This window comes from Leptospira kemamanensis (genome assembly GCF_004769665.1).
Lineage (GTDB): Bacteria > Spirochaetota > Leptospiria > Leptospirales > Leptospiraceae > Leptospira_A > Leptospira_A kemamanensis.
The window spans coordinates 128556-145290 of record NZ_RQGG01000032.1 but is presented as its reverse complement, the minus strand read 5'-3'; the positions used below and the strand labels follow the sequence as shown (position 1 = coordinate 145290).

General features: G+C 37.0%; 15 protein-coding genes. 7 read left to right on the top strand and 8 right to left on the bottom strand.

The annotated features are described in order from the left end of the window. Position 1: 1 nt before the first annotated feature. Positions 2-814, bottom strand: a complete 813-nt coding sequence (locus tag EHQ59_RS10840) for a WecB/TagA/CpsF family glycosyltransferase (RefSeq protein WP_135619670.1) — start codon at positions 812-814, stop codon at positions 2-4. 127 nt (positions 815-941) lie between these two features. Between EHQ59_RS10840 and EHQ59_RS10835 the strand changes: the two genes are divergently transcribed. From EHQ59_RS10835 to mtnC, 3 genes are read left to right on the top strand one after another with little or no spacing between them, the layout of a single operon-like run. Next, positions 942-1967, top strand: a complete 1026-nt coding sequence (locus tag EHQ59_RS10835; RefSeq protein ID WP_135619669.1) for a hypothetical protein — start codon at positions 942-944, stop codon at positions 1965-1967. Next, on the top strand, positions 1964-3322 hold the full coding sequence (locus tag EHQ59_RS10830) for an MFS transporter (RefSeq protein WP_135619668.1): 1359 nt from the start codon (positions 1964-1966) through the stop codon (positions 3320-3322). Before EHQ59_RS10835 ends, EHQ59_RS10830 begins: the two co-directional genes overlap by 4 nt. A gap of 44 nt (positions 3323-3366) precedes the next feature. Further along, positions 3367-4110, top strand: a complete 744-nt coding sequence (gene mtnC / locus EHQ59_RS10825; protein ID WP_135619667.1) for an acireductone synthase — start codon at positions 3367-3369, stop codon at positions 4108-4110. On the opposite strand, the gene EHQ59_RS10820 is transcribed toward mtnC, so the two are convergent. Then, positions 4107-4337, bottom strand: coding sequence for a prokaryotic cytochrome C oxidase subunit IV (locus EHQ59_RS10820; protein WP_135619666.1), 231 nt, complete (start codon positions 4335-4337; stop codon positions 4107-4109). The two genes, mtnC and EHQ59_RS10820, sit on opposite strands and share 4 nt — an antisense overlap. A gap of 9 nt (positions 4338-4346) precedes the next feature. Beyond that, positions 4347-4919, bottom strand: a complete 573-nt coding sequence (locus EHQ59_RS10815; protein WP_135619665.1) for a cytochrome c oxidase subunit 3 — start codon at positions 4917-4919, stop codon at positions 4347-4349. A gap of 300 nt (positions 4920-5219) precedes the next feature. Between EHQ59_RS10815 and EHQ59_RS10810 the strand changes: the two genes are divergently transcribed. The 4 genes from EHQ59_RS10810 to EHQ59_RS10795 are packed head-to-tail and all read left to right on the top strand — an operon-like array spanning position 5220 to position 9847. Continuing rightward, positions 5220-5924 (top strand): c-type cytochrome, encoded by a 705-nt coding sequence (locus tag EHQ59_RS10810; protein WP_135619664.1) that lies wholly within the window; start codon positions 5220-5222, stop codon positions 5922-5924. 9 nt (positions 5925-5933) lie between these two features. Beyond that, complete coding sequence (locus tag EHQ59_RS10805) at positions 5934-7283, top strand: cbb3-type cytochrome c oxidase subunit I (protein WP_135619663.1); 1350 nt, start codon at positions 5934-5936, stop codon at positions 7281-7283. Positions 7284-7285: 2 nt separating this feature from the next. Further along, positions 7286-8068, top strand: coding sequence for a CbbQ/NirQ/NorQ/GpvN family protein (locus EHQ59_RS10800; protein ID WP_135619662.1), 783 nt, complete (start codon positions 7286-7288; stop codon positions 8066-8068). A 9-nt stretch (positions 8069-8077) separates the two neighbouring features. Beyond that, positions 8078-9847: a nitric oxide reductase activation protein NorD gene (locus EHQ59_RS10795; protein ID WP_135619661.1), complete on the top strand. Its 1770-nt coding sequence runs from the start codon at positions 8078-8080 to the stop codon at positions 9845-9847. A gap of 59 nt (positions 9848-9906) precedes the next feature. On the opposite strand, the gene EHQ59_RS10790 is transcribed toward EHQ59_RS10795, so the two are convergent. From EHQ59_RS10790 to fliH, 5 genes are read right to left on the bottom strand one after another with little or no spacing between them, the layout of a single operon-like run. Continuing rightward, positions 9907-11133: an NnrS family protein gene (locus tag EHQ59_RS10790; RefSeq protein WP_135619660.1), complete on the bottom strand. Its 1227-nt coding sequence runs from the start codon at positions 11131-11133 to the stop codon at positions 9907-9909. A 50-nt stretch (positions 11134-11183) separates the two neighbouring features. Then, complete coding sequence (locus EHQ59_RS10785) at positions 11184-11810, bottom strand: Crp/Fnr family transcriptional regulator (protein ID WP_135619659.1); 627 nt, start codon at positions 11808-11810, stop codon at positions 11184-11186. A gap of 17 nt (positions 11811-11827) precedes the next feature. After that, positions 11828-13831, bottom strand: a complete 2004-nt coding sequence (locus EHQ59_RS10780) for a 7TM-DISM domain-containing protein (protein ID WP_135619658.1) — start codon at positions 13829-13831, stop codon at positions 11828-11830. Further along, a complete protein-coding gene (locus EHQ59_RS10775; protein ID WP_135619657.1) occupies positions 13828-15813 on the bottom strand; it encodes a sensor histidine kinase in 1986 nt (661 codons plus the stop codon). Before EHQ59_RS10775 ends, EHQ59_RS10780 begins: the two co-directional genes overlap by 4 nt. Beyond that, the gene (gene fliH / locus EHQ59_RS10770; RefSeq protein ID WP_002973208.1) at positions 15810-16733 is read right to left on the bottom strand and encodes a flagellar assembly protein FliH; all 924 of its coding nucleotides are present in this window, start codon (positions 16731-16733) and stop codon (positions 15810-15812) included. The genes EHQ59_RS10775 and fliH overlap by 4 nt, the downstream gene beginning before the upstream one ends. Positions 16734-16735 lie beyond the last annotated feature (2 nt).

The following is a 16735-nucleotide window of genomic DNA, read 5'->3' as shown; positions in this document are numbered from 1 at the left end:
TTTATGTTTTGCGAAATCTTTCGCGGATCCCAAGTAAGAGAAAATAAAAGGTTTCCCACATACGTCTAATCCGGTATGGTCTTGCGATGATTCTCCATAACCAGATTAGGCCACGTTCCTTAAACCATTCAGGAGCTTTTTTGTCCGCACCAGATAACATGTCTAAGGCGCCACCCACACCAATCACTACCGCTTTGCCAAAATAACCTGTATTGTTTTCGATCCAAATCTCTTGTTCAGGAAAATCCATGGCAAGAAAAATGATATCAGGTCCTGTTTTACGAATGGCTTCTTTCACTCGCATTTCTCGTTGGCGATCTAAGTGGCCTGCGTGCCTACCGACAATACGAACTTTTGGAAAATGTCTAGTGAGATTAAAATAAATACGTTCTACGATTTCGTCTTTGGCACCAAATATAAAAGCTGTGAATTCTTTGAGTTCGGCAAGGCGGATGAGATCCATCATCACAGCGATGGGAGTGACTCGTTCTTTCAAACGACCTTTTGTCATCCATCCAATGCCTGCTCCTTCCACTAAAATGGTACCTGCTTTTTCTGCGATACGGTGGAGAGCTTTTTTCGGGCGCATCCTCATCAGTTTGATGGGATCTAAAAATAAAACATGGTGCATGCCTTCTTTTTTCTCAAGCACTCGAAAGAGTTTGGCAATCGCTTCATCGGTTGTGACGTTATCAATTGGAATTCCTAAAACATCAAGGGTCTCCAATTTGGAAACGTCGATATTTTGGTATTCTAATAGTATATCTCTCTCGTCTTTTGAGGAATTGTGAACGATTTCGCTCAATTGCTTCATGTAGCCAGGTTTTCCTTTCCTATCTTAAAGCATTATGTCCAGTACCCTCTCTTGTCGCCTCTAAATTTTTAAAAACTTTCGTTTTTTCACTTGGATTGGAACCGAGAGAAGGAGAAAAAGTATCAAAATGTTTTTAAGATATCGTTTTCTCATTTTGGCCCTCTTCCTTCTCTCAAGCGCAAGTTATGCGGAAAAAATTTCCATCTTTGGAACCATTCAAAATGGTACCACAAAAGGATTCGGTAAGGCAGACTCCATTCGGATGTTGGCTTTACAAGGCGCTATGGTTCCCCTTGCGGAGATTGGCCCTCAAAATGGGAAGTTTCGATTTCCAGAAATGGATTTACCTGAAGGTGCACCAATCCTACTACAAATCCAATACCAAGGCGTAAATTATAATAAAATGATCCCGCCAACCACACAGTTTCGTACTTCTCCGCAAGAAGTGACTGTGTATGACACAGGAGCCAATCGAAAACAAATTGCGATTAAAAGTTTAATGCAAGTTATGCGAGAAAAAAAAGGCCTTCGTGTTTTTAAATTGTTTCTCATTGATAATGTGAGTAATCCTCCCAAATCCTATGATCCGAAAGTTGGAGCTTTAGAATATTCAGTGGCCAAAGAAGCAACGGAAGTTTTGGCACAACTCCAACAACCCGAAAGTAAAATGGCAATTCCACTTGGAGTCCCTGAAGGACCAAATGGAGGAAGGATTTTGGATCGGGCAGTTTTACCTGGAAGTTCCGAACTACAAGTTTCTTATTTAATCCCCAGTTCTGTTGATCGTTTCAGCGAACGAATGTTAATTGAGTCGGAGAATGGTAAATATCCCATATTTGTGAAACCTCAAGATATGGAAGTGGTCACAAATGAAAAAACTCCTGTGGTGAAATTAGATAAAGATGTACCAAAAGGACTGAGTGCCTATGTATTAAATGCACTCTCATTTGGAACTATGGTTGAGTTCCAATTTAAAGGAGGGAAAGCACTTCCTTCCATGGCAAATTCTCCCAATCCAGAAATTTGGAATGGATCGATTTTAACCAGTTGGGATCTATCTCTATTTGCTGTGATTGGATTTTTAGGATTTCTCTTCACACTCTCTTTTATTTTTGTCTATCGCAAACAAACAGAAAGGAAAAACAATTTATGAACCAAAAAAAATCAAAACAAGAAACCACCTATCTTCGGTTTTTTGGACTTGCCGAACTTGTAAATCACGGTCCCAGAGGGATTTTGGCGTTTTGGATGATTTTGGGTATGGCATTCTTTTTGTTTGGTGACCAAAACTTAATTGCACCTAACATGAAAAATATTGGTGCATCTCTCGGAATCACGGATCCTTATGAAGTAGATTGGAAATTTGGTGGGATCATTCCTGTACTGTTTTTTATTTTGGGTGGTCTTGTTTCCCTTTCTATGGGATATCTTTCACAGGCCTTTTCTAGAAAACATTTGTTAATCGCAACCGTACTGCTCGGTGAAATTCCTTGTTTTTTGACCGCCTATGCACAAAACTACGATCAGTTTCTCGTTTTAAGAACCTTATGCGGATTTGGACTTGGTGGAATTTTCCCTTTACTTTTTAGTTTGATTGGTGACTACTTTTCTAGCCAATCGAGAGCCATTGCCACAGGTTATGTTTCTCTTGCAATGGGACTTGGTGTTGGCGTTGGTCAGTTATTGGGTGGAATTTTAGGTGAAGCTGATCCGATCAATGGATGGAGAGCTTCTTTTATTTATATGTCTGCTCCATCCTTTTTCTTTGTAGCTGTGTATTTATTGTTTTGCAAAGAACCAAAACGAGGTGGTGCCGAAGAAGTGGGAGTCGATGAACTGTCTCACAAAATCTCACTCAAAGATTTTAAATTATTATTCGAAAACAAAACCAACTTGGGTGCCTTTTTGCAAGGACTGCCAGGTTGTATACCTTGGGGAGTGTTTTTTGTGTATTTGGCTGATTATTATGAACACACATACCACCTAACAAAGGAAGTTTCCGCAGGGATGATTACCTTTGCGGCCATTGGAATTTTTATTGGCACATTTTTCGGCGGAGTCCTTGGTCAGATTTTATACAACATCAAAAAAACATACCAACCACTGCTATGTATGGGAACCACATTCTTTGGTGTATTTCCCGCCATCCTTTTGTTATATGCTTTTGATATTGTTCCCCATATGGGTCTATTTATCGCTTTGAATATATTTACAGGAATTATGATTTCTGTGACTGGTCCCAATGTGAGAGCAGTTTTACTCAATGTAAATGAGCCAAAATCCAGAAGTGCGATTTTCTCCATTTACAACCTAACAGATGATCTAGGAAAAGGACTCGGGCCAGTGATGTCTGCGGTAATTCTTGGACTCACTCCGGATCGCGGTCTTGCTCTTTCTATTTCGATTTTATTTTGGATCCCTTGTGCATTGGCATGGTTATTAGTTCTTTTTAATTATGAAAAAGATGAAAAGAATATGCATTTGCTTTTGAAACAAAAAACAACATAAGCAAAATTTCTAAAACTAGGGAAAGAACAATCGTACAAATCAAAATGCAGATCAAACATAACTTACTAGATATTGAAGGGACAACGGCACCAATTGCCTTTGTCCATGAAATCCTTTTTCCTTATGCGAAAAAACACATTCACCAGTTTCTAAAGGACTTTTCCTTTTCAGAAGAGAGATGGAAGGAAATCCAATCCGAATACCAAAACGATGTTTCCTCACTCGATCCATTGTTAAAAGAAAAACTAACAATCAAAGGAAGAGATTCTTTTGATAATCCAAATGATATCCCAAAAGAACTTTCAAAAGAATTGGTTTCTCTTTATTTTGAGTACCTCATGGAAAAGGATCGTAAGTTTGGTCCACTGAAAGAAGTCCAAGGGAAAATTTGGAAAGAAGGGTATGAATCTGGCGAAATCAAAAGCACAGTGTATGAGGATGTTCCTAAGTTTTTAGAAAATTCGATTCAATCCGGTATCCAAAACCATGTGTATTCATCTGGTTCTGTAGAAGCACAAATTTTGATCTATCAGTATTCAGCGTTAGGTGATCTAAGGAAGTATTTTACTTCCTATTTTGATACTGCAGTCGGTGGAAAACGAGAGAAAGAAAGTTACCAAACGATCGCTAACAATTTGAAATCATCTCCAAATGAAATTCGTTTTTTTACTGACATAGTGGAAGAAGCGGAGGCAGCAAATGCAGTGGGAATGGATGTGGTGATTTTGAATCGCCCAGGCAATCTAAAACAAAAACCACACCCTTTCCCGATTTGGGATCAATTTTAGGCGAGAAACCAAATCCCAAACGAATACACGACAATCACTGTGGAAAAAATCAATTTCCAAAAGAAATGTGCTCGTAACAAATTCATAAACACAAAGGAAATGAAAAGGAATTTGAGTGCACTCATCAAAATCAAATTCCAATTTCCAGGAACAAACGATCCTACCCCGTAAAACGAAAGATAAACGATCACAAGTAAAATTAAATAAGTCAAACTAATTCGTAACATACATCCTCCTTATTGGATCAAGTACAACGTTGGGTATAAAATTAGCCAAATCAAATCACACATATGCCAAAAGATTCCACCTGCTTCTAAGTTTACTAGGGAGATGGTTTTTCGATTGAGAAAAACTATGAATAAAATGATGATTCCTACGACAACATGTAGATAATGAAATCCTGTTAACAGCCAATAATAACTAAAAAACGTATTGGATTCTAAATTAAAACCTAACATCCATTTATCGTAAAATTCGATGAATTTTAAAACTAAAAATCCAAATCCAAATAGAATGGTACCAATCATTCCGAAAAAAAACTGTGAATCTTTATTGTTTTCCTTTGCATAGACACTCATCGCCAATAAAAAACCACTGGTTAAAAGGAAAATCGTGTTCCAGAAAGCAAATCCGCGATTCAGATGACTTTGCATCGACAAAAACCCTTCTGGGTTTTGTGTTTTGTCATATACTAAAGATCCAATCCCCATACAAAAGGTGATCACTTCTACAAAAACAATCATCCAAATGAGGATTCCACCTGGCGGATACCAAATGGAATCCTTTTTTTCTTCTGCACTTTCGTTCATACTCACTCCTTTTTTAAAAAATAAAATTCAAATAATCGAATATTCAATTCAATTCACATACTTTCGTGAAATCGAGTCCGTTTTGAAAAGAATCATTAGGGAAATCATAGTAAAAGAGTGGAATTTCTCTTGAGATCGTTGTTCTTAATTCTTTTTTTAATGATTCTAATTTTCAATAAGATTCTTAACTCTTCCTATCAATGCATTCTAACATAGAAAATACAATAAGGACTTGATTAGAATCAATGCAAATTGTAAAATTTGCACTTACATTTGTAAAATGGAAAAAAGGAGGTAAGGATGCTTTCAAAATCGCAAGCAAGGGCATTCTTTCTGGGTGGAACGTTTTTGTTCAGTGCTATCTTTGTGTTCCTCACAATTGATACCTTGCGACAAAACGATGCCCGTACCAATGCGCAAAACTTAACGGAAGATGTGCTAAAAGGGAAAGAAATTTGGGAAAAAAACAATTGTATGGGTTGCCATACGTTGCTCGGTGAAGGAGCGTATTACGCACCTGATTTGACTAAAGTAGTCGAAAGACGAGGTGTGAGTTGGATCGATGTGTTTTTAGATGATCCACAAGCTATGTTTCCTGGGGAACGTAAGATGGTGAAATACAACTTTACCAAAGAAGAAAAAGGACAAGTCATCGCTTTCCTCGATTGGGTAGGTAAAATTGATGCGAATGGTTGGCCTCCAAAACCGAATATTCCTGTTGATTCCATTGCAACGGCAGTTGCTCCGCAAACATCAGCTAACGTAGTAAAAGTGGCTCAACCTGAAAAGTTTTCTCAACTTTGTGTCGCCTGTCACGCTGTAGGTGGTAAAGGTGGAAACGTGGGACCAGCTCTGGATCATGTTGGATCCAAATTTGATGCTGATTACCTCAACCGATGGCTAATTGACCCACAAGTGATCAAACCGGGAACAAATATGCCGAAGTTGCCGTTAAGTGATACAGAAAGAAAGGACATTGTCACATACCTTTCTGCATTGAAATAAGGAGAAACAATGAGATTCCAATCACAAAAGGTCGCATATTGGTTCTTTGCAACTTGTATGTTACTCTTATCGTTACAAATCGTTTATGGTTTTATCATGGGTTTTGCTCGTATCGGTTTCGATGGATTACATGATTTCATTCCATTTAACACTGCACGTGCGACACATACCAATTTACTTGTCGTATGGTTATTAACTGGATTTATGGGTGCTGCTTATTACATCATCCCTGAAGAATCTGACAGAGAATTGTACAGTGTAAAACTAGCTTATATCCAACTCATTTCCTGGGTGGTTGTAGGTGTTGTTGCCATTGCAGGTTTTCATTTTAACTGGTGGGAAGGTCGAAAGTTTTTAGAAATACCAAGACCTCTCGATTATCTAGTTGTTGTGAATGTACTTACCTTTCTTTTCAATATTGCAATGACGATCTGGCAAGCTAAAAAGAGAAGTACAACACAACTTGTTCTCTTCTTTGGATTGTTATGTGCTGCATTACTTTATTTACCAGGTATGTTGTATTTTGATAATCAAACCTTGGACTCTTATTTCCGATGGTGGGTCGTTCACCTTTGGGTAGAAGGAGTTTGGGAACTCATCATGGGTGGTATCCTCGCATTTTTACTCATCAAACTTACGGGTGTGGATAGAGAGGTCATTGAAAAATGGTTGTACGTGGTTGTTGGTCTTACTTTCCTTTCGGGGATATTAGGAACAGGTCACCACTACTACTGGATCGGAACTCCTAAGTATTGGCTTATGGTCGGTGGAGTTTTCTCTGCGTTAGAACCACTTGCTTTTCTTGGAATGGCGATTTGGGCACTCAACATGTATCGTAAAAAAGGAAAAGACCATCCTAATAAAATTGCACTCTATTGGACACTTGGTAGTGCCATGATGTCGTTTATAGGTGCTGGATTTCTTGGTTTTGCTCACACTTGGCCTGCCGTAAACCAATGGACACATGGAACTCTCATCACTGCGATGCATGGACACCTTGCATTCTGGGGAGCCTACGCCATGTTAGTGTTAGCTGTGATTTCCTATGCGATGCCAAATATGACTGGGCGTAAACTTTTTACAGGTATGTCTGGATATTTAGCATTTTGGGCATCCAATATTGGAATGTTAGGAATGACTGGTGCACTCGCAGTAGCAGGAATCACACAAGTGTATTTAGAACGTAAATTGGGAATGGACTTTCTTGTCGTACAAAAAGAAATCGTTTTCCACTTTATTGGGATGTTACTTGCGGCGACTCTGTTTACAGTGGGAATCACATACTTCATTGTAGATTTCATCCGTCACGGTCTTCCAAGCAATGAAGCACTTGGAAAAAATGCTGGTGACTTAGATTAAATATGTTAACAACAAAAATTCCCTATTACGAACCTACTGGTAAGGAAATAGAAATTTTTCAAATGGCGGCGGAGAACTCTCTGCCGCTTTTGTTAAAAGGTCCTACTGGCTCAGGGAAATCTAGATTTTTAGAATTTATGGCACACCAAATGGGTCGTAAACTCATCACCATTTTATGTAATGATGAAACTTCTGCTGTGGACTTAGTAGGTCGTTTCCTTGTGAAAGGGGCTGATACAGTGTGGATGGATGGACCACTCACCACTGGTGTGAAAGAAGGTGCCATTGTATACTTGGATGAAATTGCAGAAGCAAGACCTGATACACTTGTCACGATCCATTCCTTAACCGATCATAGACGAACTTTATTCATAGAACGAAAAAACGAAGAAATCATCGCACATCCTGATTTTTTACTCGTTGCTTCCTATAACCCTGGATACCAAAAGGGATTTAAAGAACTAAAACCTTCCACCAAACAACGATTTTTGGGGATGGATTTCCCTTATCCAAAATCTTCTGTGGAAGAAAAAATTATTATTGGGGAAACGGGAATTTCCGAAGCCATTTCTAAAAAACTTGTACAATATGCAAATTTGGTTCGCCACAAACCTGAGTTAGGTTTGGTTGAGACCGTATCCACAAGATTACTTGTCTCTTGTGCAAAACTCATCGCAAAAGGTCTTCCTTCTCGAATGGCAGGACGAACTGCGATTATTTTGCCACTCACAGATGATGAGGATACAGTGACAGCATTACAAGATAGTTTTGATTTAATCTTCTAGGATATTACTTTGGAATGGGATCAATTTGTCTTTTACCAAGGTCATAAAATTTGGAAAAAATTAAAAACGAAGTTAACTCCTCCAAGTCCATACGGTGCCTATCGTATGGAGACAGAGGAGGTAAAACTCATCAAGTATTTACAAACACTTCGCAAAGAAACAACATCCCTTGTTTATAGCAATGGTGAGATAACCCTTGGCCAAAATTTTCTTAAATTTCCAGAAGAAGTTCGTTGGTATCTTTCGGAAACGACAACTAAAAAACAAGTTCGTATCTTACTTGCCTATCTTTCTTTTCTTTATGAAAACCAAATCCATTCAGAGAATGAATTCAAAAAAAAGTTAGTTCCAGGTAAAGACATTCAGTTTCCCAAATCTTTTTACCAATGGTTTCGGTTGTTTTTGAAACAATTCCCCGGTGTCAAAACCGATTGGAAAGAAATTCGCCACGAACGATTACAGATTCGAAAACAAGACCCCAAACAATATGAAACCATTGTATCTTGTTTTTATGTGGCAAATGCATCTCTTTCACAGTCGAAAATGAATTTCCCAGCAGGAAAAGATTTTGTTTCAGACAAACAAAAACAGAAAATTGAATCCAAAGAATCAAAACAAAAATTAGATCCAAGTGATGCAGAACTCTTAGAGGTAGATGAGAAAAAAATCGAAGAGTATACATTGGGTCATAATTTTGAAAAAATTGAAACGGTAGAAGAGTTTGATGGGCAATGGAGAGACATTGATGGGGAAGAGGATATGGAGGAAGAAGAAGCTCTTCAGGAACTCAATCTCAAACACATCATTCGCACCGAAGACCCAGTTCATACCACAAGAACCAGTGAATCTGGAGCCGGAACACTACTCGAGATCTTAGAAGACACGAGCAATGAAAAACCATTCTTATATCCGGAGTGGGATTACAAACAAAAACAATACAAACCTAATTATTGTTCCGTGATCGAAGAATATCCGAAAACCTTAGACCCAACTTACACAAACAATGTTTTGGAAAAACAACGACGCACATTATTATTATTAAAGAAAAAAATGACTGCTCTTCTCAACCAAACACGCATTAAAAAACGTTTGGTCTCTGGGGCTGATATTGATTTGGATGCACTGGTGGATCGGTATGCTGACTTAAAAGCAAAAAAAACTCCATCAGAAGCCATTTATATGAATCCGATACGTGATGTTTCGGACATTGCTTTGTATTTTTTAATGGATTTGAGTTTGTCCACAGATTCTTGGATCCATGAAAAACGAATTTTAGATGTGGAAAGAGAAAGTTTATTATTATTTTCTGAATGTCTGGAAGAACTCAAAATTCCATTTGGAATTGCAGGTTTTTATTCACGAACGAGAAACCATAATCAATTCATCCATTTGAAACAAATGAAAGAATCTTGGAATGTCGTACGAGATCGATTGGGGCCATTATCACCCATTGGATATACAAGAGTTGGTCCATCATTACGTCATACAAATTCACTCTTAAAAGATTCTGGTTACAAACAAAAATGGATCATCCTCATCACCGATGCAAGACCCAATGATTATGATAAGTATGAAGGTAAGTATGGGATTGAAGACGTAAATAAAGCAGTTGGCGAATGTTTGTTAAATGGAGTGCAAGTATATACTCTGGCGATTGGAACGGAAGAAAAACCGACAATTCCTGCGATGATGCGAAATGCCAGTTACCAGATGTTATTCCACCCCGAAAGACTCCTCGATTCCTTACAGGAATTTTTTCGAAGAGCCATTCGCATCTAACACTGAATGAAAAAAGTTTCTAAGTAAGAATCAATCTAACAATCAATGAGTCACTCTTCTTATGTTGGTTTTCCATCTGGTCTTGGAGTCAGAAGTATTGTTGTATATTGGACAAAAAAGATAACAAAACAAAGAATCCAACCGATTCCCGATCCATAATAAGCTAGTTTGTATTCATGGAAGAGAGGGAAAACCACTCGCACAAAAACAGAAAGATTTAATACGAGATACGCGAAAACAGTCAACTTGGAAGCAACGATGGCTCTACCCGTATGACCCAAACTCACTCGAGTAATCATTCCGTAGATAAAGACTCCAAGTCCACCCACTGTTAAGCTATGGATGGCAGAGGAAATGGGAATCACATTGATTTCTGCCAAACTATATAATAAAAATCCGAGACAAACCCAGAAGTATCCCAAGTATAAAATCCAAAGGATGGGTCTTTGGTAAGATTTCCAAGGTTTCCAGGAAATATAACGAATGGTATTGGAAACAAACAAAACAAATCCAACAAAAAAGGAAAGGAGTGCAAATAAACTAAATCCTAATTCGTGAAATGGAGTAATCGTTCCTAATTTCGAATTGCTCAAGTAACCTTGCAGTAGTTTGGCGATATAAAAAACAAATGGCAAATAGATAAGGATAGTTTCTAGTTTTGGCATTCGTTTAAAGGAATATCCCTGAATGACAACTCCAGAAAAAAATGGAACAACACGACCACCAATGATCAATATTAGAAATAAAACTACGAAGATACTCAAATGAACATATAATAGAGTTTGTTCCGAATCTAAAATGGAATAAGCAGAGAAGGCACTTAAGATATGGAAGATGGTAAAAAGTCCGTAATGATATAAGAGTGGGCGATTGTGTTTTTGAGTGGGGACAATCAATTTAGGAACGAGAAGGTAAATCACCATTAGATCAGAACAGATATCAAAGCCGAAGGATAAGTAACTCAAGAAACCAAAAGAATAAAAGGAAAATCTTCCTAAAAGCCAAAAAGTCAAAAGGTAAAATAAATTCTTTCCTTTGAGAATGGTAGAGTTAGTCCAGTTTTGAACGGCAGTGAATAAAAATCCTAAAACAATTGCTTTGGTAAATCCAAATACCATTTCGTAGGAATGCCAATGGATGGCGTTTACCTGAATTGGATTGTTTATCATATTCGCAAGTACGAATAACCAAATTCCGATGATGAGGAATCCGAAGAGAGAACCAAACCAGAAAAAGGGGCGAAAGGCAGTGTTCCAAAAACTAAGTTCAAAAAAGGAAGTCTTCATACTTTGATACTAACATAATTTAATATCATTTCCTTGATACAAATCAAGTACTAAGCCAAAATTTTCAGGAGTCCCTCTTTGTCTAAGATGGTGATTTCCCCTTTCTGAGTGTCTACTAAACCTTGGTCTTTCAGTTGTTTTAAAATTCGAGAAAACGTTTCTGGTCTCAAATACAATAAAGATGCCATTTGAGTTTGTTTTAAGGCAAGAGAATCAGGGGTTCCATAAAATAAAAAATGTGCCACACGTTGCATGGCATCCATCGTGAGTCCACGATTAATTGCCAAATTCAAAGTTTCAATTTTATTCATGAGTGAGTGCATTAGAATATGATTGAGTTCAATATTAGAATTTAATCGATTTTGGACTTCTGTAAGAGGCATTCTTAGGATCGTACTTTTTTTGGTAAACCTTGCTGATGCGGGGTAAGGAATTCCTTGGATGACTGCCCATTCCGCAACAATACAAACAGGTCGAAAAAAAGTTAAGGTAACTTCATTCAAGTTTCCATCGTATTTGAAAACCTGAAGGTCTCCATTTACGAGAAGGTCCATGTGAGTCACTTCATCTCCCGCATGAAATAAAAATTCATCTTTATCATACGTTAACTCTTTGCATCCAGCAAAAGCTTTCATCAATGATTCGGGACTAGATTTGGTAATATATTTAATGATCATGAAGTCGGTTATAAAAATTATTTTTTCTTTTTGAAATTTGGAACTTTAATTTCAGTTTCTTTCAGAAATTTCCAAATTCGTTTTAAAGTGACTCGCCAATCTTCTTTTTCTTTTTTCGGAGAATTTTGGTTTGTTGTCCCAGTTCCATTTGAATCTTTGATTGGTTGTAATTCGGAAACAGGAACAATGGCAGCGATTCCTAAATCAATTTTCAAATATTTCTTTTTGATAATTTTGAAATCAATTTTTGCACCTAATAAACGTACAATCTCTAAAATAATTGCCCACTTTACTTTGATTGGAGTTAGCTGGTTGTAGTTTTCTGTTAATTCGTTAAATAGTTTTTGTGCAACTTTGGAATTGTTATGAAATAATAAAAATCGAAAATGTACATTCCCTTTTAAGTCTTGAGTGATGATCAAATCGTTATGATTGAACTCTTTAAACGGTGGAAAATCTACAAGCCTCACAACAACAGAATTGATAAGATCTAAACTATTGTGAATTTCTGTTTCTGGATGAACTTTGATCGAGTAGGTAATATCATCCTCAGGGATTACATCATTGATAAAACTGATAAAGTTTACCTGGTCTTTAAAGGGGACTTCTTTGAGAACCTCTAAACGTGAGAGTTCAATGATGTCATCCATAACATTATCAATGGATGATTGGACATCGATTACTTCTTTAACTAAGTTTTTATCTTTTGTTTTTTGAGTTGATTCTCGGTAAGAAGCGAGTTTTTCCTTCATTGTTTTTAATGGACCCGAAATCATCGCATCCATATAAAAGAAAATCTTTTCCCTAAGTGAATCTGCTTCTCTTAGTCTTTCGTAGCGATTTTGCAATTTTCGTTTCATCATCAAAAACTGAAAACGAAGAGCAAGAGTCATCAAAATCAAATACACCAAAAAACTAGTTTCTAAGGAAGAGTTTGAGTTTAAATAGCCACGTTCGATGAGAATTTCTTTTAGAATCGAATAAAGTAAATACACAAGTGCCAATAAATGGATTGTGCTTCCTCTTTTTTGTTCACGAAACTTAATGAGTGTGACGTAAATCGCATAACCAATCACTGCAAGTAAATGGATATCCCAATACCCGATGAAGTTATACCAAAACACTGGATTTTGAATGATGAGAAAAACCGCGATGAAGAAAAATTGAGAAAGAAGATAAATTCTTTGATATGGAAATGGTTTTAACTCAAAGAAGTCTTGAATGAATTTGATAAATCCATACGGCAATATTAACAAAAAGGAATATTCGATAAACTTTAATATAGCAAAGTGATTGAATAATAAAAATCGAACTTCGTTTTTTGATAGTTCATATCCAGAAAAAATCAAAGCTAAGATACTAAAACTGAGATATTCTTTGTTTTCACGTAAATTGAAGAAGTTGATAAAGAAAAATAAGGCAATGAATAAATAAAACCCAACAAAAATCAATTCCACTAGTGAATCGTACAAATTTCCATTGATCGCTTCTTCGTATGTTACTATGCGAATTGGACCTGTTATGATACCTGCAGAAGTGGAGAGGGAAGAATCTATTTTAATAATTAAAACATTTTCGCCTTCCAGTAATAAGTCATGAGGAATTGGATAAATTCGTGGTCTACCGAATGCATATTCTTCAGGATCTTTTCCAAACGCAGAATTGTTTTTTCCTATGAGGACACCATTGATAAATACTTCATCGGATTGGTACACCTTTCCCAATTGAAGAGCTAATGATTTTTGGTGTTGTTCGGTTGTGATATCAAAACTTTTGCGAACCCAAATAGAACCTTTGTAAGATTTATTTAGATTTCTAAAATTGTTCGGAACGGTAATGATATCCAAATTGTTTGGATTGAATTCTGGATTTAATAAATCTGCATTGTCATTAAAGTAAATTCCCCAGTCTTCACCGTCTAATCTGAGTACAACGGTATTTTCGTCCGTCGTACGAGAACATTGAAAGGTTAGGAATAAAAAACAAAATAGAATAAGGCGGCGAATAGGTGAGGACTTCATTTTTTAGGTTTTTCTGGGATACGAATTGTGAATTTTGCTCCCATTCCTTCACTTGATTTTAAACTAACGGTTCCGGATAAAAAGTTAGTGGATGCTTCCACTAAGGTTAAACCAATCCCTGCACCTGGGATTTCATTTTTTTTGTCCCGGTACCCTCTGACAAATTTTTGAAAAATGGTCTCCATCTCTAGCTGGCTTAGACCCATACCTTCGTCCATCACTACCAATTGGTGATGACCATCTCGATTCATGAACTCAATATGTATGTCAGTTTTGGGATCTGTGTATTGATATGCATTTTCAACAAGATTTCTTAAAATACAGAAAAACAATTCTTTCGGGAAATAAATTTCTAAATCGTTCGGTTTGACATCAATAAATGTATTTTTTCTATGTTGCTCTAAATGATTTTCAACACTTGCAACACAGTTTTTGATAATTTCCATCACTGAAAAAGTTTCATAAAATGGAACGTAACTTTTTTCTTCGAGTCTTTTGAGAAGGATGGCTTCTTCTACCATATAACTCATGTAAGAAATATGATCTTCTGCTTGTTTTACTGGATCCCCACTGTGTTTTGCGGTAGTTGTTTTGGTTTTTTTCTTCGCAGCTTTTTTTGCAGTTGGTTTTAGTGTTTCCTTTACGGTTGTCTTTGTCTGATTGGTTGTGATATTCTCAATCGCTGATTTGATTTTTTCCATCCCCGATTTAAATTCGGAGGATAAATTGATGAGAAATCCAGTTTTCACTCGTTCCATTTGGATGAGTTCTTTCTCTTGATCGATAAAGTTTTGAAGGCCCAAAACGATATCGTTCGAAAGTTGGATGGAAATCATCACAAGAAAAATTAAAAATCCTAAGTACAATGTACCTGGCATAGAGATGATGATTTCTAAAGCAGACAAACTATCGATTAAGATAGTAGGAAGTAAACAGGCAATTCCAATCAAAATGAATTTTACTTTTTTGATATTGGCTTTTCCGTTTTTGACAAATAGATAAATCACGAGTCCCATTGCGATCGGCAATGCATAATTAAAAAGAGCAATGACTAAGATCCAAGTTTTTGGAGTGCGAAAGAATAACGTGATGAGAAAAAGTAGTGATAAAAAGATTTCGTAAACCAGTAAAACCATGTTTCGTTTTAACTTTAAGTATTGGTGCATAAAGTTAATGAAAAACACGGGTAAACAAATGAGGACTAAAAGTTCCGCCACATAAGACCAAGTGAAACTTTCAAATAAAATATCCCTATGTTGTGTGCGAATGAGAACGTAAATTCCCATAAAAATCGAAAATAAAGCAAAGAAAAAATTTTCACCTGCTCTTCCGCGAACGATAGAACCTACTAAAAAGTAAATTCCCATAAAGATAAAAACATATCCGCAAACCATCGCAAAAAGTTCTTTTGAAAAAACTGATTCACGTAAGAAACGTTCTTTGGCGATTTTTGGAGCTTCTTTTAATCCATTTAAATTGGTGGCCGCATAAATGCGAATCGCCATCACATTTAAGCCAGGTTTTAAAAGATGAGTTGGTAAAGAATAAATTCTGATTTTTTGGAAATCAACTTCCATCCTTGGCAAAACAGTTCCTGTTTTATCAATCAATGTGCCGTTGAGATAAAATTCATCAATGTCTCGAATGCGACCCAATTGGATGGCAATGGGTTCTACGGGAGTAGTGTAATTGTCTGGTAAAAAAAAGGAACAGCGATACCAATGATATCCTGTTAGGTTTTCTGTTTTTGAAATTCCATAATCAGGAACTGATCGTTTGACCCAAAAACTTTCTTCAACTGACTCATCACGCCAATCTAAATTGTCTCCCTTTCGAAATAACCAATCTGTTTTTAAAACCACTGGTTTTTCAAAGGATGATATCATCGTTCCACAAGGTTCTGCCACCAAACTGACGAAAGTTGACGACAAAAACAGTAGGAACCCGAGGAAAAAATGGGAAAAACGGGGCTTCGAAATCATATTGGTTCTACGTTTCGAATTGCCTCTTCGATTTCTTTGAGCTGAGTAGAGATCCTAGCGTCGATTGCTCCCACGTCTGTTTCGATGATGACTCCACCACGGTCAACACGTGAGTCTTCGTAGATGTTGACTTTGCGGAGTGATTCCATGAGTTTAATGAGTTCGTCTTTATGTGCTGTTGTGAGTTCTAAGTCAGCGAAGTTCACACGAATGTCGATACGGTCGCGATCTTTGATTCGTTTCATCGCCTCACGAATGTTATTGAGTACAATTTCTTTACGTTCAATGATTTCGTCTTTGATGACTTTTCTTGCAATGACAAGAATCATTTCGACCATTTGTTTTTCGGATGCTGCAATCATCTCTTCACGGATGTCGATTGCCTTACCGATGATCGTTCCCAATCGGTCAATGAGTCGTCTTACTTCCCCTTGGCCTTTTTTGAAACCTACTTCACGACCAGCATCATATCCTTTTTGATATGCTTCGTGTTCAATCTCAGCCTGTTTCATTTCGGCTTCTTTGATCATACGTTCGACTTCCATCTTCGCACGATCTAAGATTTGTTCCGCTTTGGCTCGGCCTGAATCTTCTTCTAATTTGATTTTTTCTTTAGAGTCCTGAACCATTTGGAAGGCTTTGGTTCTTCCTTCTTCTTCAATGGCCTTTGCTTGCTTTTTAGCGTCTTCTAATAATTGGCGGACTTGTTCTTCTGTTTCTTGGCGATACCTTTGGAGTTCCGCTTCGATTTCTTCAATCGATGGACCTTGGTATTGTTCGATGATATTCCCTTCTTGGTCTATCTCGAAGTCTTCTTGTTCGTCGGTCTTATGAAATTTTTTGTACTTATCAGGAAGTTGGATCTCAACTTCTTCTTGTAAGTCGGCAATTTGAATGGGTTTAAAAACTAGTTTTGCCATAT

What these genes read in the sequence shown, in the direction of transcription:
- EHQ59_RS10840 (WP_135619670.1), bottom strand. Translation starts at nt 814, where the DNA reads ATGAAGCAATTGAGCGAAATCGTTCACAATTCCTCAAAAGACGAGAGA.
- EHQ59_RS10835 (WP_135619669.1), top strand. Translation starts at nt 942, where the DNA reads ATGTTTTTAAGATATCGTTTTCTCATTTTGGCCCTCTTCCTTCTCTCA.
- EHQ59_RS10830 (WP_135619668.1), top strand. Translation starts at nt 1,964, where the DNA reads ATGAACCAAAAAAAATCAAAACAAGAAACCACCTATCTTCGGTTTTTT.
- mtnC (WP_135619667.1), top strand. Translation starts at nt 3,367, where the DNA reads ATGCAGATCAAACATAACTTACTAGATATTGAAGGGACAACGGCACCA.
- EHQ59_RS10820 (WP_135619666.1), bottom strand. Translation starts at nt 4,337, where the DNA reads ATGTTACGAATTAGTTTGACTTATTTAATTTTACTTGTGATCGTTTAT.
- EHQ59_RS10815 (WP_135619665.1), bottom strand. Translation starts at nt 4,919, where the DNA reads ATGAACGAAAGTGCAGAAGAAAAAAAGGATTCCATTTGGTATCCGCCA.
- EHQ59_RS10810 (WP_135619664.1), top strand. Translation starts at nt 5,220, where the DNA reads ATGCTTTCAAAATCGCAAGCAAGGGCATTCTTTCTGGGTGGAACGTTT.
- EHQ59_RS10805 (WP_135619663.1), top strand. Translation starts at nt 5,934, where the DNA reads ATGAGATTCCAATCACAAAAGGTCGCATATTGGTTCTTTGCAACTTGT.
- EHQ59_RS10800 (WP_135619662.1), top strand. Translation starts at nt 7,286, where the DNA reads ATGTTAACAACAAAAATTCCCTATTACGAACCTACTGGTAAGGAAATA.
- EHQ59_RS10790 (WP_135619660.1), bottom strand. Translation starts at nt 11,133, where the DNA reads ATGAAGACTTCCTTTTTTGAACTTAGTTTTTGGAACACTGCCTTTCGC.
- EHQ59_RS10785 (WP_135619659.1), bottom strand. Translation starts at nt 11,810, where the DNA reads ATGATCATTAAATATATTACCAAATCTAGTCCCGAATCATTGATGAAA.
- EHQ59_RS10780 (WP_135619658.1), bottom strand. Translation starts at nt 13,831, where the DNA reads ATGAAGTCCTCACCTATTCGCCGCCTTATTCTATTTTGTTTTTTATTC.
- EHQ59_RS10775 (WP_135619657.1), bottom strand. Translation starts at nt 15,813, where the DNA reads ATGATTTCGAAGCCCCGTTTTTCCCATTTTTTCCTCGGGTTCCTACTG.
- fliH (WP_002973208.1), bottom strand. Translation starts at nt 16,733, where the DNA reads ATGGCAAAACTAGTTTTTAAACCCATTCAAATTGCCGACTTACAAGAA.